This is a genomic window from Commensalibacter papalotli (ex Servin-Garciduenas et al. 2014) (assembly GCF_000527695.1).
Lineage (GTDB): Bacteria > Pseudomonadota > Alphaproteobacteria > Acetobacterales > Acetobacteraceae > Commensalibacter > Commensalibacter papalotli.
This window is the reverse complement of the sequence record NZ_ATSX01000001.1, coordinates 1,219,145-1,235,623: the sequence shown is the minus strand read 5'-3', so window position 1 is coordinate 1,235,623 and position 16,479 is coordinate 1,219,145. Positions and strand designations below refer to the sequence as shown.

Here is a 16,479-nt window from a genome sequence, read left to right as displayed (position 1 = left end):
CTCTAAAAAAAAGTAATTTTATATATTATAACAATTGCAGTGATTAAATAAGAAATGATATGGGTTGTAAAGTAATATATTTGAAGTAGAGTTCCAAAACTAAAATTATTAATTGGTATTGGTAGATATTACAGCGAGCATTGGAATTGTCATATATGTATTCAATTTTTTTAAATAGCGATTAACTTCAATATCTAGTGATATATTTTCTCTGTTTGGAATAGGCTTGAAAACATAAAAATTGGATCCATGAGGATCGTTTTGATAAGAAGGCGCGGGTTCATTGCCAATTGGGGTTACTTTTTGTAATAAAGCTTCTGCACCTTTGGCTGAAATTGTATAACAACCTAAACCAGCAAAAGAGAATATTTTTAGTGTTTGAATTGTTTTTAAATCACTATTTTGATAAGTTGGAATATCGATTAAGTCATTATTTTCTTTTTTAAATTCGTCCTTATTATAACCAGGAAAAGTATAAATAGCTTTGGGTAAACAAGGCATTAATTCAATACATGGGTTCCAGTTTAAATTATATCCCCAAATCATCAGATCATAATCTTGTTGAGCAGATAAAGATATTTCTTGGTAATTTAAAAAGTTTTTGTGCGTGATGATATTCGATTCAAAAACAGTAATCGAGGATTGGTTTTGAACTGCTTGTTTCCACAGTGAAATATGAGCTTTGGTTAAAGCAAGATTTGCCATATCATATTTATTATTTTGTGTAATGAGATGATCTTTTAATAGTTCTTCACGTAACTCTAAATTAGAGCTATTAGCCTTAATGGGAGAGATTTCAACAGTAAGATGTTGGTTATTTTTTTTAAAACTGATCAGTTCTTGTGAAGATTGATCTGAGTAAATAACAAAATAATTCATTCAATTTAACCCATTATTTTTATGTATAAATTTTCTGCTATTTATATAAGCATTAGAAAAATATATACAATATGAATAAGGAATAATTTAGAATTAAAATATTATTTTTGAATATTTTGAATTCGTTGCGTTTTATAAAATTAGAGTATTTAATGAAATAATATTACAAAACGCAACGTTTTATAATGAGCATCAAGCCTGAATTTTTTCTTCAGAACTTTCAATATTACAGATAGGTGTCGAAACAACCTTGAAATTTTTAAATTGGGTGATAAAAGCTGAACAAAATATAACTAGTATAGTAGCTAGATTAACAATTGCCAGAAAATATAAATTCAACCAACTTCCTGGAAAAGGAATATGTGTTAAATGTTTATATTGATAAGGGACGAATGCGATTGAATAAAAATCTATGGTTAACAGATAAATAGTCCAAACGATTAGGGAACTAACTATTGTTCCGTAGAGGAAACGATTGAGTGAATTCATGTTTCTCTCTCCTTTCTATATCTCAGTAGCGATTTATTTCATATATGGATTTTGCCGTAAATTATTACACCAGATTTATAATCATATCATATAAGATAATGAAGTCAATAAAATATCTTAAAAACAATAAGATATATTAAATAAATTATAGATATTTTGGATTTTATGGAAAAATTTTTGCAAGAATCTCTTTGGCTGTTTGTTCAGGAGTATTAAGTTTATGCTTGTTTTCTGCAGGAAAAAAAGATTGCCTTAACAAGGTGTTCGTTGGTGGCAAAGAAAGATAATGTATTTGTAAAGAGTAAAGCTGCATAATTTCTTGTTGCCAAGATTGTAACATAGCTCCCAGAGCTGATTGTATTGAAGTTACAGGGGACCAAAAAGGTTGGATAGATGCCATAGGTTGAAAAAATACAGCATTAGCATTTACAGTAGCATATAATAGAGGGGACAAAGTCCTAATAAACCGCCAGCTACTTGATAAGTTGGCCTGTATATTTTTATCCCAAGTGCTATCTGTAATATGAGTAACGGGTGTTAGAGGGACATATTGAAATGCAGCATGAATAAAAATATCCAAACGATTAAATTCAGACGCAATAGAAGGGCCAATGAGATCAATTTGTTGTGATGGATTGTAACTACTTAAATCCAAAGGTAACAACGTAGCGTTCCCACCATAAGACTGAATTACATCGTCTGTTTGCATCAGCCCCCCTTGAGTTCGGGCACTAAGAATACAATGAACCCCTGCTTGTGCCAAAGCGATGGCACAAGCTTGACCGATTCCGCGGCTGGCACCTGTAATAAAAGCAACTTTGCCTTTAAGGGGGAGGGGCATTTCTACTTTGATTTTACAAGGTGCATATCATGATCTGTTAATGAGATCGGATAATCCCCAGTAAAACAAGCATCACAATATTGTGGTTTTTCGTTATTTCTTTTTTCTTCTTCTAGGGCACGATATAAACCATCATTTGAAACAAACCCTAATGAGTCTGCACCAATTAACTTGCACATCTGCTCTATATTATGTGTGTGTGCCAGTAATTTTTCTTCTGCAGGGGTATCAATACCATAAAAACAAGAATGACGTGTTGGCGGGGATGCAATGCGCAAATGTACTTCTGTTGCTCCTGCTGCTCTGACCATTTCAACGATTTTCTTGGAGGTGGTACCACGGACAATTGAATCATCAATAAGAATAACCCGTTTTCCCTCAATGACAGCACGATTTGTAGAGTGTTTTAATTTTACCCCTAAATTGCGGATTTGATCGGTCGGTTCGATAAAAGTCCGTCCAATATAGTGGCTACGAATGATTCCTAACTCAAAAGGTATCTTGCTGGCAGCCGCATATCCAATAGCAGCAGGAACGCCAGAGTCAGGTACGGGAACAACAACGTCGGCGTCTACATGACATTCTTTGGCAAGCTCTGCACCAATTTTTTGACGGGTGATATAGACAGATTTATTGTCAATAACCGTATCGGGTCTTGCAAAATAAACATACTCAAAAATACAGAAACGACTGGATGCATGATCCGCAAAAGGATTTATAGAGCGAACACCTTGGTTATCAATAATAATGACTTCACCAGGTTCAATATCTCTTACAAAATCAGCACCCATACTTGATAAAGCACAGCTTTCACTGGCAACAACCCATGAATTATCATCCTGACTATTGGGTAATTTCCCAAGGATAAGAGGTCTTACCCCTAAGGGATCTCTGGCAGCAATAAGCATATCTTTGGATAATGCAACTAAAGAGTAAGCACCTTGAACCTGTTTTATCGCATCAATAAAGCGGTCTATGACATTTGTATAAAGAGAAATTGCAATGAGATGGATAAAAACTTCACTATCTGTGCTGGATTGGAATAAGCAGCCACGACGTACCAACGATTGTTTTAAAAGTTGTGCATTGGTTAAATTACCATTATGAGCAACGGCAAGCCCCCCAAACTCAAAGTCAGCATATAAGGGTTGTACGTTACGTAGTTGTGTTTCCCCTGTGGTTGCATAGCGATTATGTCCAATACCAATACCTCCAGGTAAAGAGGCAATAACCCTTGGATCAGCGAACACTTCTCCAACCAAGCCTAGCCCACGATGGGTATGGAAATGATTACCGTCATAGGTGACGATACCACTTGCTTCTTGACCACGATGTTGAAGCGCATGTAATCCAAGTGTGGTTAAAGAGGCGGCATCTTGAGTGGTCCATATACCAACAACGCCACATTCTTCGTGGAAGGCGTCATCATCGGTGAAATCAAGATCATGAGAAGAAAAGGGGGAAACGGTCATGATAAATCCATGGTGGTTAAGGGAAAGGCAAAATTGTATCTAAGCGAGTAGTATAAATTGGTTAATCAGGGGCAACCTCTGTATCCGTATGGCTAGGTTCAGTAGTGGGCAGAGGTTCGTTTGGATCAGTATTTACATCTTTATTGGTTGGATATGTTGCTCTGGGGGCTTTGGTTTGTGGGACGACAATCTCTCTTTGCATCGAACTGGGTAGTAATTCATTTACATAAACAGCACCCTGATAAACATATGGTACAGCTTGGCTTTCTTGCAAGGAATCTGGCCATTGGGCACTTGGAAAAATAATGCCACCAAGAATATAAACAATCGCTAGCCCAGCATAGCTTTTAAGGGCTCCGCATGCTGCTCCAAGAATTCTATCCAACTTTCCTAATAAAGAAAAACGGGTTGAGTTTTGACCAACAATTATATTAGCAAAGGCATTAATGACGATGCTGCATATTAAAAAGATCGCAACAAAGGAAATTACATCAGCTAATGTTAGATTGGTAATGTAAGGGGTAATTTTAGGGGTGAGATCAGGATACCAACGATTAGCAAGGCTTGCAGCAATAACCCAGCCGAATAAACCAATAAATTCTCGGGTAAAGCCTCTGGTTAACCCTGATAATGCCCCAAGAGCAACAACTCCAAGACAAATCAAATCTATCCAGTTTAAACTCTCTAGCACTTGATTAAGGTATCCCTTTTTAATGAAGTGTTCAAAATATATTCATAGTTAAACAATTCGTTTATATCAATAGATAGTTATAAATTATTTTGTTCGAACAGCTTTTTCTTGGATTTTTAAAAGAGTATCAATGAGAATGTGCAATCGTAATATAAGATATTTATATAAATTTAAAGAGGATTTACAAAAGCTTGATAGACAATAAGAGGACTATTGACTTGAATATCGAAATGGTCTGATAAAGATTCGTTTAAAGTGCCCTGCCACCAGTAAAGAAGATTTTGTTGATCCAAAGGATATTTTAAATTGGTTGTTGATATTGCGGTTGGCTGTACACTGAATAAAGAGACCTGTTGTCCAATTATACTTTGAAACTGAGAAGGGTGTTGAATAACATGAAAAAAACCATGATCAGTAATCATTGTAATAATTTCAATTATAGAAATATACTTGGCAAGTAAAGAAATATTAGCAATTGTATGATCCTCTCTTTTTCCTGTTGCACCCAGAATAATCAGAGAAGAAACGGCATTATTTTTGCAATAATTGACAGCTTTTGTTAAGTCATTGGTATTTTGCTCTGGGATTTTTATGATAATTTTTTCGTACTTAATTTGATTTTCTAAAGATAGAGAATCACAATCCCCAATAATAATTTGAGGGATAAGCATTTGATCTAATAAATGATTGGCTGCACCATCACAACATACCAATTTCTTTTGATTATGATGTAAAATTGCTTTTGGGATAGGATGACTGGGGAAATCACCATTTGCTAAAATTACCGCTTGTGCTGTGCTTTGTGAAGTGGGCATTGGGTAATATTTCATTTGTTAATTTCTTTTTAAATATTGGGTTATATTAAGATATATCTGAAAAATAGTTACATTTTAAGCAAAAATGTTTATTTGAACCTCAAATGATAGGATGGATATCCTATCATTTCTCTCATGATAGAGTGTAAGTCATTACTATTCATATGGGTGGCTGCGGCTGGACTAATTATTCTAATACCAGCTTGTTTAAATGCCAGTTTAGAACGTTGAATATAATAATATTGCGATACAAGAATAACGGAGTTTAAATGATTTTCTTGCAAATATCGAAATGTATTTCTTGCTGTTGCTCGGGTATTATTCCCTTGTCCATCTTTAATAATTCGAGATAGAGGAATATCATGTTGTGTTAGATAATTTGCCATACTAATAGATTCATCCACACCTTCTTGGCCAACACCGTCACTGACTAAGATTAAAGGGGCATAACCAGATTGATAGACTTCAATAGCTTTATCCAAACGATCTATGTAATACTTTACTAAGCGTTCCACCACGAGATACCTGACCACCCAAGACGACAATAAGGTCAGTTTGTAATAATTTATCCGATGAGCCAGATAAAACAATACTGAGCACAGCCCCAATAGATAAAATAATTAAACCTAGCGTAATCTTTATAAAAGAGAAGCAAAACATTGGGCGCATAATAATTTTAAAGTAAATTAATCTATATCATTTTTATTGGAAGAAGTTTCATCCTCTGAGAGTGAGTCAACATCTTCTTTATTTTGTAATCTACTCGGTAATAACAATCCAGATTGATCTAAGACAGGATAAGCAGCAGAAGCAACAATATGGGTATTGGTACGTTTTAGATCTCTGGCCAATTCTAACATAAAAGATCCTAGCTGTATTTGTAATTTTTTGTTTTCAGTTTCATCACGTAAGCCATTATAATAAATAGAATTTGCTTTATTTTCGATTTCTCTAAAAACATCTTTTTCTTCGGCTAAATTCATCGCCAGATCTTCATCCTCATTCATAAGTAAAGTTGCTGCCATACGAAGGTTTTTGTGCATGCGTTTCAACATATCTTTTAAGGGATCCATCATATCATCAGGTAAGACAATACGTTGTTTTGCCATTTTCTGGACGGTAGGTAAAACATTACGATCCAACACGTCACCAGCATTGGCAATTTGAGTACAAAAAGTCAGTATTCGCTCTGTTTGTGTTAGCTCATGCCGATTTAAAGATTCAGGATCAAGTGCTGTGACGTAACTTTGAATAGAATTTGTTAATTTGTCTAAGATACTATCAACTCTGCGCGCTTCAATGGCGATTTGAGGTGTTTTACTTTTTAAAGTATTATCTACGCCATTTATCATTTTTTCCAAAGCGTCACACAAGCGTAAGCATTCTCGAATAGCATTACTGATCGCCAGCATAGGTGATTGTTGAATGGCTGATTTGTCTAAGTAAATAGGTTTTGATGGATCTTCGATTTTTTCCTCTTTTGGCCGAGGCATTACTCGTTTTAAGAATTCTGCATAAGGGGTCAAAAAAGGTAAAAATACAATCGCAGTAATAATATTAAATAAGGTATGAAAATTTGCGACTGATCTATTTATATCAGGATAATAATAAACAAACCAACTGGAGAGTTGAGAAAGGAAAATCAGACATATCGCAGCGCCGATAAGACGATTAAATAAATTTCCAATGGGTAACCGTTTTGAAACAATATCTTTGCCAGAACCTTCTAGAACAGGATTTAACGCTGTGCCAATATTAGACCCAATGACCATAGCAAAGGCAGTATCTGGTGAAATTACGTTATGAGATGCAAAAGACGCAATTAATAAAACTACGGCCACAGAGGAATGCATAATCCATGTTAAAACCAATGCAATTAATACAGCGATTAATGGCATGTCAGCGATACTGCCTAACATCATTCGTAAAGATGGTTGGTTTGTATAGGGTTGCAAAATGACCAGGAATTGATGCAACGAAATTAAAATTAATCCCAAACCAATAAAAGATCTGCCCAAATCACGAACCGTATTCATTGCACGCCTGAACATGATAACCCCAATTAATACAAAAAGAGGGGCAATCCGAGAGACATCAAAGGACAAAAGTTGAACGATTAAAGTCGTTCCAACATTGGCGCCCAGCATTACTGCCAAGGCCGAAGGTAATCCAATAACCCCATTAGCGGTAAAGCTGGTAATCATTAACCCAGTTGCAGTCGATGATTGAAGAACCGCTGTGATGCCAAGACCTGCGAAAAATGCTTGTATTCTATTGCGTAAGGTTTTGGATAAAACGTGATTCAGCCTTGCTCCAAAAGCACGTTGTACCCCTGTTTGTACCATATGCACGCCCCATAATAAAAGGGCAACACTGCCGGCAAGATCTATGACACTAACAAAATCCAACGATAAACCTCATTTTAAATAAAGAAATTTTTATGGGACTATATGGGTCTATAGCCAATTCAATCAAATATGTAAGGAAATAAGTAATTTTTAAAATATTAATGCCAACAAACATATCATAGTAATATGTTAATAAGCAATAAGGAGATAGTTTTAGTTAATTATTGATTTGATAAAATGATATGTGATTTTAAATATAATATAATTTAGTAAATTTGAAAATTTACTAAATTATATGTTGTTAATTTATTCAGAGATTTTATTTAAAGTGCTTAATACTTCATTATGCAACATTATATTTTTTGTTTTATCTAAGTTAAAATGTTCCCATTCTTGCTGATTACTTCTATTTGCAACAAATGAAGATGGCGAGTTTGATGTTTTTAAAGGATTTGAAGAGTAATATTTGCTATTTTCTCTACTTTTAAGGCTATAAGTATCTTTTCCAAATTCATTCAAATCAACACAATCAAAGATACGTTTTTTGTTATGAATGATAGCTGTTTTCATATTTAAAGTTGATAAAAAAATCTTGCTTGGTGTGTTAGATTTTTTAATCATTACAAGCTGATTATCTACTTCTTTCAAAATAGAATTTTCATTTTTTTTGGTAATAAAAAAGTGTTTTATTGACATTGTTTACCTAAGTGATTTTGTTATTTTGTAAGATACAATGTATATAATGTATATTATTTTCTGTTTTTACAAGATTACAAAATTTTTTTATCAAAATGGTGGGATAGAGTTTAGATCAAGCCATGCGTTTACCCGATAGGAATATTCTTATTGATATTGGTGTAAGTCTTTCCATTCTTTAATAGAATTAGAAGTATAATGAAGGTTGGTCGTGTATTGTCGAGTGTTTAATTTCTTCTAGCAGCAGAGTTCTTATGGCAGTTGCAGATTTGGGTAAAGGACCAGTATCTGAATCCAAAATCTGCCTAGAGGGTATAGCTAATACGGTATCAGCATTTAATTGTTTGGAGTATTTTAATGCGCAATATCCATCCATCTCATCATGCTGATAATAACGGTTAAGTGTCATTGTATAACCTAAAATAACCGAAACAGGTTTGATTTATTAAGTAAAAAAATATTATGGTTAATGGTCAAGCAAGTAGCTAATAACTCTTAAATTATTGTTTCCATAGGAGATACCATTGAGATTGGCGTAAAAGATTCCCATTCCTTGGGTATAAATGCAGAATGAGATATATACGAAGTAATTTCATTAATGCCTATATAATGTTTTTTATCTTTTGTGTGAACAAAAATGTTATAGGCTGAAAAGCTCAATTTTACATGATCCGCAGTATAATCATCTGATAATAAAGCTATTTGAAACGACTCTTGATCTTCACTATATTTCAACTCAAATATAATATTGTTATGAAAACAAATTAATTTGATTTTACCATTTTGTTTAAATATTTGCAGAGGTATACAATAAGCTGCGTCCCCTAGATTTAACATAGCTATTAGTTTTTTTGTAACAAAGTTATAACCTAAATAGTAACCATTATAGTTTATAAGATAAGGGTATGGATTAAGGGATATGGGCAGCTTAATGTCTTCGTACGATATCTTTTGTGTATGATAGAAAAAGATAGATTTTAAGTACTCCGAGCTTTCATACTGGTATCCTTTTACATTCAGCCAATAGCATAATTTCAAACGAAAACAATAATCTTCTTGTATAATATGATTATCCTTAACTTTTTTAAAAGCAGCGCTTGTAAGCATTTTATAAGTAAGAAATGTATGACTTTTCAAAAAACGTTGCGCTTTGGCCAATACATTAGCAATATGATGTCGTCTGATATAAGTAATTGTCTTTATAATATTTTGATTGTCGCCTTGCACTAAAGCATCAATAATAGATTTTAAATACGCTGATCCTTTCAAGTGTAAAGTAATTAGATGCCCAGTGTAATATGTAGGGATAAAGTTTGCATGGAAGATTTCTTGAAGTAAATATCCAACATGATGTTTATCTAGCCAAGAAGGATCACTTAAAGGATCATAAAGAATATATATATTTCCTTTTAGATCATTTTGATCAATCGTGGATTGTTCTATTTCTTCCTTGGTCAACCTTTCTAGTGTTTGTGCTGCATTAGTTGTTATAGGGCATAAATCTTGATTAATAGTAGCTCTAGGTGCTAGGGTTAGCACGATATCAGCATTCAAATGTTTAGAATATTTTAATGCCCCATAGCCCCCCATAGAAGGGCCAAGAACAATTATCTTTTTATATTTTTTGGTAATTTCATTACATAATGGAATAATATGATTCATATCTGAGTGCAGATAATGATTATCAATTTTGGGTGTAATACCTAAACAGGATATATTATATTTTTCTACAATAGGAAGAAGATAATATGTTTCTTTTGCAAGATGATTTTCATATCCCCCTAAAAATGTAATTATAATATAATCTGAGTTACCCTCGTGATGGTGTAGATATAGTTCCTCCCCTTCAAAAATGATCATACTATGTCCCTTGGTATTTAATAGTAATTTTTAAAAAATTTTTGGTAGTATAATTGACCGATATTAATTTTTCAATATTGATCAATTATATTAATAAAAGCTTAAAATGGTTTCATCTTTTGAGACATTCATTATATTATAAATTAAAAAAGACTAGTTTTTTTATACAATAAAATATTTTGCCTTTGGATGAAAAATAACCAGTGCAGATGTGGATTGCTCTGGATGTAACTGCCATTCCTCTGATAAAGTAATGCCTAATTGCTCTGCTTTCAAGAGTTTCAGAATATGTTTTTGATCTTCAATATTTGGACAAGCTGGATACCCAAAAGAATAACGTGATCCACGATACCCTTGCATTAAAAGTTGGTTCATATCAGGATCATCTTCACTCATATATCCCAACTCTGAACGCATGCGTTGATGAGTATACTCTGCCATTGCTTCAGTCATTTCAACGGATAGGCCGTGTAAGTATAAATAATCTTGATAACGATTATCCTCAAACCATACTCGGGTTGTATCAGATGCTTGTTGTCCAACGGTCACGACTTGCAAACCGACGACGTCACGCACTGGATCATCAATATCACGGATAAAATCAGTAATACAAAACCGATTAGCCCCAGATTGTCTGGGTAAAGAAAAACGACATAACTCTGTTTGACCATCTTCATCAAAAAGGATCAAATCTTCTCCACAAGCAGCAGCCTTCCAATAACCGTATAAAGCTTGTGGTTGTAGGATATTTTCTTTCTCACATTGGTTGATGAGTTTATGCAAAATAGGTCGTAGCTCAGTTTTAGCATTTTCAAGGAATTCTTCCAAAGTTTTTCCTTGTTTTTTCATACCCCACTGCAATTGATACAAAGAACGCTCGTTTAAGAAGGGCAAGATTGCTTTCATCTTGGCTTCTAATTTTTTTACACCCCAAAAAGGTGGTGTAGGCACATCTTCATTAGGTGCTATTTCCTGACGGCGTTTGGTTGATTCTGCCAGAGTTAACGGTGGAGTTTCTATTTTTTCTTTTTTAGCGACACGTTTAGGACGCTTATTTTGCACTTTTTGTGCTGCGATATATCCTTCTAAATTACCTTGAGAAATTTTTTCCATCAAAGTCAACCCATCAAAGGCATCACGCGCATAGGCAACAAGGCCATTATTCTTGCTATACGCTTGGGAACAATCCTCTTCAACATAAGCACGAGTTAAAGCTGCCCCCCCTAATAAAACAGGGATATCTAATCCTTGTTCAGCCATTTCTTCTAAATTTTCTCGCATAATCACGGTGGATTTTACCAAAAGACCAGACATGCCAATGGCATCAGCCTTGTGTTCTTTGGCGGCAGTAATCATATCCGCAACAGGCACTTTAATGCCTAAATTAACAACATTAAAGCCGTTATTGCTGAGAATAATATCAACTAGGTTTTTACCAATATCATGCACATCACCCTTAACAGTCGCCAAAACCATGGTACCTTTGGTATCGTCACTGGTTTTTTCCATAAAAGGTTCAAGGAAGGATACGGCGGCTTTCATTGTTTCAGCAGATTGTAACACAAAAGGTAATTGCATTTTTCCAGAGCCAAACAGCTCACCAACTGTTTTCATCCCACTCAGTAACAAGGTATTAATAATTTCCAAAGGCTCGTATTTTTCCATAGCCTTTTTCAAATCTTCTTCTAATCCTTTGCGATTACCGTCCACAATACGATCATGAAGTTGTTCCTCAATTGTTGTTGCAACAGGGCGTGCTGCAGCTTGAGAGGCTTTACGATCTGCAAAAATTTCTAAAACTTTCTTCAGAGGATCATAATCAGCGGTTCTGCGATCAAAAATCAAATCTTCGATGACTTTGACTTCCTCTTTGTCAATTAAATGCATCGGGCGGATTTTAGAAACATGAATAATCGCAGAAGTCATGCCTGCTTGTTGCGCATGATATAAGAAAACCGAGTTTAATACAGCACGGGCAGCAGGATTTAAACCAAAAGAAATATTGGATAGACCCAATACAATTTGAATGTCTGGGAATTTGTCATGGATTGCCTTAATACCTTCCAAAGTCCACAATCCTAATTTACGATCATCTTCAACCCCTGTTGCAATGGTAAAGGTGAGGGGGTCAATCATCAAATCTGATTGAGGTAACCCATAACGATCACATGCGAATTCAACCAAACGTGTGGCGATGCGTAGTTTATCTTCTGGCGTTTTGGCCATACCGACCTCGTCAATGGTCAAAGCAACGACTGCAGCACCGAATTTTTTGGCGAGTATCATCCGTTCAGCTGCAATTTCTTCACCATCTTCGAAGTTGATGGAGTTAATGATGGGTTTACCACCGTGAAGTTTTAAACAAGCTTCAATAACATCTGTGCCAGTTGAATCTATGACGAGAGGTGCATTGATAGATGAAGTAAAGCGTGGAATGATCTCTCCCATTTCGGCCATTTCATCGCGTCCTACGAACGCCATACAAACGTCAAGAGCGTTTGAGCCTTCTTTTAACTGCTCACGTCCAACGGTAACACAACCATCCCAATCTTGTTCTGCTTGCAAATCACGCCATTTTTTAGAACCATTGGCATTACAACGCTCTCCGATGGAAAAAAGACTGTTTTCTTGGCGCAAAGGCACAGAAGAGAAAAGGCTTGCAACAGAAGGCACTGCAACATGCGTGCGTGGAATGGTTTTAGGACGATCAGCAGAACCTTCTTTTTGTGCTCTATCACGTAACACTTTGTCCATAGCAGCGATATGATTTGGGTTGGTTCCACAACAACCACCCAACATGTTTATCTTTTGTTCCTCTATGTAACGCGCCATCCAGTGTCCCATTTCTTCTGGAGATAAAGGATAATGTGTTTTACCGTCTAAGAGTTCTGGCAAGCCAGCATTCGGTTGCATAGAAATCAGGCGTGGCCAATATTGAGATAACCATTTAATCGCTTCAGCCATTTCCCGAGGGCCAGTTCCACAATTCATACCCATCATATCCACGTCAAGCGCATCAATAATCGTTGCAGCGGCCGCTATGTCACTTCCAACTAACAGAGTTCCAGTGGTTTCAATGGTAACCTGAACAAAAATGGGCAGAAAAATATTGGCTTCTCTTTGAGCGATCTTTGCGGCATTAACGGCAGCTTTGATTTGTAAAGGATCTTGACAAGTTTCAATCAAGAATCCATTCACACCACCATCAATTAACCCTCGACATTGTTCTGCAATGGCAGCTTCCAAAGGATCATAAGCAATATTCCCAAGGGAGGGGAGGCGTGTGCCCGGACCAATGGATCCAACCACAAAACGTTCTTTACCATCTTTAAACAATTCAGCGGCTTCATTTGCAATTTCAGCTGCACGTTTATTAATTTCTCTGGTTTGATCTTGAAGATCAAACTCGCTGAGGGTAATCGTGGAGCCACCAAAGGAATTGGTTTCTACCATATCAGCGCCAGCTTCGAAATACTGTCTGTGAATATCACGAACCAAGTCTGGTCTGGATAAATTTAAGACTTCTGTACAATTTTCTTTGTCCCAAAAGTCTTTCTTAGTATCCAAATCAAGCATTTGGACAACAGATCCCATACCACCATCGCAAAGAAGAATATGGTTTTGCAATTTATTAAGAAGTTTACTTTGCCTAGGCATGAAATCATGTCCTCAATAGTTAAAAAGGATTTTAAATAATAGTTTTTTAGTCTTATAGAGTATATGCTATATTTTTTTCAATTAAAAATCTATTTGATCGTATGGATGATTACGATAGTTGTAATATAATGTTCAGTGTAAAAACGTTATAATGTAAAATGTTTACTGCGGTTGAAAATGTATTCTTATGGAATATATTAAAATAGAAAAGATAATAAAAATTTATTTTTTTGCGATCTTGAAACTAATTTATTTAAAAGACATGAAATGGTTTGAATTATTTGCAAATAATTGATATGTTCCGTTGTGCTTCTTTAGGATCGTAACTTCAAAATATTACTGTACTGCATTAAAAATTGTTAATTGCAGTGTTTTTTTTGGTATATTTAAAGCTATGTCTTGGGGAATCATTAAGTTAATTTTGTTAAGATTATTGATAGAGGATGATCCGTGGATCAACCATTAAACATTCCCCCTCAGTCAGGATCGGGGCAAAATAAAGACGGTGCAAGTCAAAAAACTGAACGTCTTTCCCCGATGATGATCCGTATTCGTGCCGCAATGGCTGCTGCTAAATTTCACGGAGTGGATTTAGATATCCGTGATTTGGCCAAGCAACCTGGTGAAGATTCTCCCTCTCCAGCAACCCTTTCACGTTGGTTAAACGGTCAAGGATTGGTTGCAAAAGGCATGCGTTTAAAGTGGCGATATTTAATTCGCTTATATAACTCTCCTCCTGTAGTGTTAATGTTCAAAGATGGCTCTGCGGGCTTGATGGTTGGCGTTAATCCTAAGAAGCGTATTGTTTTTTTACGAGATCCTTTGGGCAAAGAGACCGATACTCCGATTGCTGTTGATGAATTGCGTTTACGTCAAGCATGGACGGGTGATGTTCTTTTAGTAAAGGCAAATCGTAATCTATCTGAAGCTGAAGCAAAAATTAATTTTACATGGCTTACAAAGATGGTATTGCGTGAACGTGTGTCGTTGCGTGATATTAGCTTTGCCTCCATGATTATCAGTATCTTGCAAATTTTTCCTGCATTTATTGTGATGCAGGTTGTTAACCGAGTGATAGCGTTCCATTCAACAGCAACATTAGTGTCTATTACTGGCTTGCTTATCATTTTGAGTTTTTATGAGGTTCTCATTTCGTATGCTCGTCGTGAATTGACGGCAGTGTTGGGTAATAGGTTGGATTCTCGTATTTCTATCCATACTTATAACCGTTTATTATCCTTGCCTTTAGAGTTTTTTGAGCGTCAACAAGCAGGTCGTATTGTTGGTAAAGTTTCTCAGATATACTCTGTTCGTGACTTTATTACGGGAAGGTTGCTAACAACGTTTCTTGATTTGTTTACCTTAGTGGTTATTCTGCCATTCTTGTTTTATATCAGTCCAACCTTAGCATGGCTTACTGTTGCTGGTGCTGGTGGGATTGGGTTGATTGTCGTATTGTTTTTTCCAGCCATTACAATTCGCTTTAAAAACCGTATCGAAGCTGAGATGGGGCGTGCATCCATGATGTATGAAACTGTTGCAGGTATTCGAACGGTTAAAACTTTAGCTTTGGAGCCCGCGCGTCGGCGTGAATGGGATGAAGTTATTGCTGATGTTTCGAAGTGGCGTTTAGCGACGTCTCGAATTCAAAACTGGCCAGAGACTTTGGTAATGCCAATAGATTTCTTTATTAATCGTGGTATTATTTTGATTGGTGCCTATCTTGCAATCACGAGCCCAACCTCTGGAATTGATGCTGGTTCAGTTGTTGCTTTTATGATGTTGGGTGGCCGTGTTGCTTCGCCATTAGTAGGGATTGCAAAATTAACGTCAGTGATGACTGAAGTCAAAACTTCATTAGGTCAGGCTGGTGAAATTTTAAATAATCCAACAGAAACCAAAGCGTTAACGACAGGATTGCGTCCTAAAATTGTGGGGGCATTGGCTTTTGAAAACGTTAATTTTACGTATCCTGGTGGTAGTAGTCGTGCGTTAAAAGATTTAACATTCTCAATTCCAGCTGGGACTATGTTGGGGCTGGTTGGACGAAGTGGTTCTGGGAAGTCTACAGTTACACGTTTGTTGCAAGGTGTTAGCCGAGATTATACAGGTTTTTTACGTCTTGATGGTGTTGATTTGCGCGAAATTAATTTAACACATTTAAGACGCTCATTCGGTGTTGTATTACAGGACAACTTCTTATTTCGTGGAACGATTAAAGAAAATATTACTGCAGGTCGTCCGGGTTTAACAATGGATGATGTTATTAGAGCTTCGCGTTTGGCTGGAGCTGAAGAATTCATTGAGCGTATGCCTGCTGGTTATGATACTTTTATTGAGGAGGGATCGACTAATATTTCAGGTGGGCAGCGTCAGAGGTTGGCGATTGCACGTTCTGTTATTTTGGATCCTAAATTCATGATCTTAGATGAAGCAACTTCTGCTTTAGATCCAGAAAGTGAAGCTTTGGTAAATGCTAACTTAGAGCGTATTGCCAAAGGAAGAACAATGGTGATTGTATCGCATAGACTGTCTTCTTTGGTGAACTGTGATAAAATTATGGTTTTAGATCAGGGGGTTATGCAGGATATTGGTACTCATGAAGAGTTGTTGGAAACCTGTGAAATTTATCGCACTTTATGGCTGCAACAAAATAGACATACTCAAGGTGGTGGTAAAACCAATAAAGACAATCAAAGTGGCGATGGCTTGGTGCCTGAAGGAGTTTAAT

At 35.9% G+C, this 16,479-nt stretch carries 13 protein-coding genes; 1 reads left to right on the top strand and 12 read right to left on the bottom strand.

Annotated features, from left to right (window positions below):
- Window positions 1-108: 108 nt before the first annotated feature.
- From COMX_RS05560 to metH, 12 genes are all read right to left on the bottom strand, one after another.
- Entirely contained in the window at window positions 109-879 is a 771-nt protein-coding gene (locus COMX_RS05560; protein ID WP_034337939.1) for a glycosyltransferase family 25 protein, read from the bottom strand.
- A gap of 652 nt (window positions 880-1,531) precedes the next feature.
- Entirely contained in the window at window positions 1,532-2,209 is a 678-nt protein-coding gene (locus COMX_RS05550; protein ID WP_051461898.1) for an SDR family NAD(P)-dependent oxidoreductase, read from the bottom strand.
- A 2-nt stretch (window positions 2,210-2,211) separates the two neighbouring features.
- A complete protein-coding gene (gene purF / locus COMX_RS05545; protein ID WP_034337933.1) occupies window positions 2,212-3,681 on the bottom strand; it encodes an amidophosphoribosyltransferase in 1,470 nt (489 codons plus the stop codon).
- Window positions 3,682-3,742: 61 nt separating this feature from the next.
- Window positions 3,743-4,372, bottom strand: coding sequence for a CvpA family protein (locus COMX_RS05540; RefSeq protein ID WP_034337930.1), 630 nt, complete (start codon window positions 4,370-4,372; stop codon window positions 3,743-3,745).
- Between the two features lie 170 nt (window positions 4,373-4,542).
- Complete coding sequence (locus tag COMX_RS05535; protein WP_034337928.1) at window positions 4,543-5,202, bottom strand: thiamine diphosphokinase; 660 nt, start codon at window positions 5,200-5,202, stop codon at window positions 4,543-4,545.
- Between the two features lie 74 nt (window positions 5,203-5,276).
- Window positions 5,277-5,702 (bottom strand): YdcF family protein, encoded by a 426-nt coding sequence (locus COMX_RS05530; protein WP_161631850.1) that lies wholly within the window; start codon window positions 5,700-5,702, stop codon window positions 5,277-5,279.
- Window positions 5,662-5,847 (bottom strand): hypothetical protein, encoded by a 186-nt coding sequence (locus tag COMX_RS11085; RefSeq protein ID WP_161631849.1) that lies wholly within the window; start codon window positions 5,845-5,847, stop codon window positions 5,662-5,664. Before COMX_RS11085 ends, COMX_RS05530 begins: the two co-directional genes overlap by 41 nt.
- Before the next feature lie 26 nt (window positions 5,848-5,873).
- Window positions 5,874-7,595 carry a Na/Pi cotransporter family protein gene (locus tag COMX_RS05525; RefSeq protein ID WP_034337925.1) on the bottom strand — a complete coding sequence of 574 codons (1,722 nt, stop codon included), beginning with the start codon at window positions 7,593-7,595 and terminating at the stop codon, window positions 5,874-5,876.
- Window positions 7,596-7,841: 246 nt separating this feature from the next.
- Window positions 7,842-8,231: a hypothetical protein gene (locus COMX_RS05520; protein ID WP_034337922.1), complete on the bottom strand. Its 390-nt coding sequence runs from the start codon at window positions 8,229-8,231 to the stop codon at window positions 7,842-7,844.
- A 187-nt stretch (window positions 8,232-8,418) separates the two neighbouring features.
- Complete coding sequence (locus tag COMX_RS05515; RefSeq protein WP_034337918.1) at window positions 8,419-8,640, bottom strand: hypothetical protein; 222 nt, start codon at window positions 8,638-8,640, stop codon at window positions 8,419-8,421.
- 86 nt (window positions 8,641-8,726) lie between these two features.
- Complete coding sequence (locus COMX_RS05510; RefSeq protein ID WP_034337916.1) at window positions 8,727-10,091, bottom strand: hypothetical protein; 1,365 nt, start codon at window positions 10,089-10,091, stop codon at window positions 8,727-8,729.
- 162 nt (window positions 10,092-10,253) lie between these two features.
- Window positions 10,254-13,748, bottom strand: a complete 3,495-nt coding sequence (metH, locus tag COMX_RS05505; protein ID WP_034337912.1) for a methionine synthase — start codon at window positions 13,746-13,748, stop codon at window positions 10,254-10,256.
- Window positions 13,749-14,198: 450 nt separating this feature from the next.
- Between metH and COMX_RS05500 the strand changes: the two genes are divergently transcribed.
- Window positions 14,199-16,478: a peptidase domain-containing ABC transporter gene (locus COMX_RS05500; RefSeq protein ID WP_084051518.1), complete on the top strand. Its 2,280-nt coding sequence runs from the start codon at window positions 14,199-14,201 to the stop codon at window positions 16,476-16,478.
- The last annotated feature ends 1 nt before the right edge of the window (window position 16,479 follow it).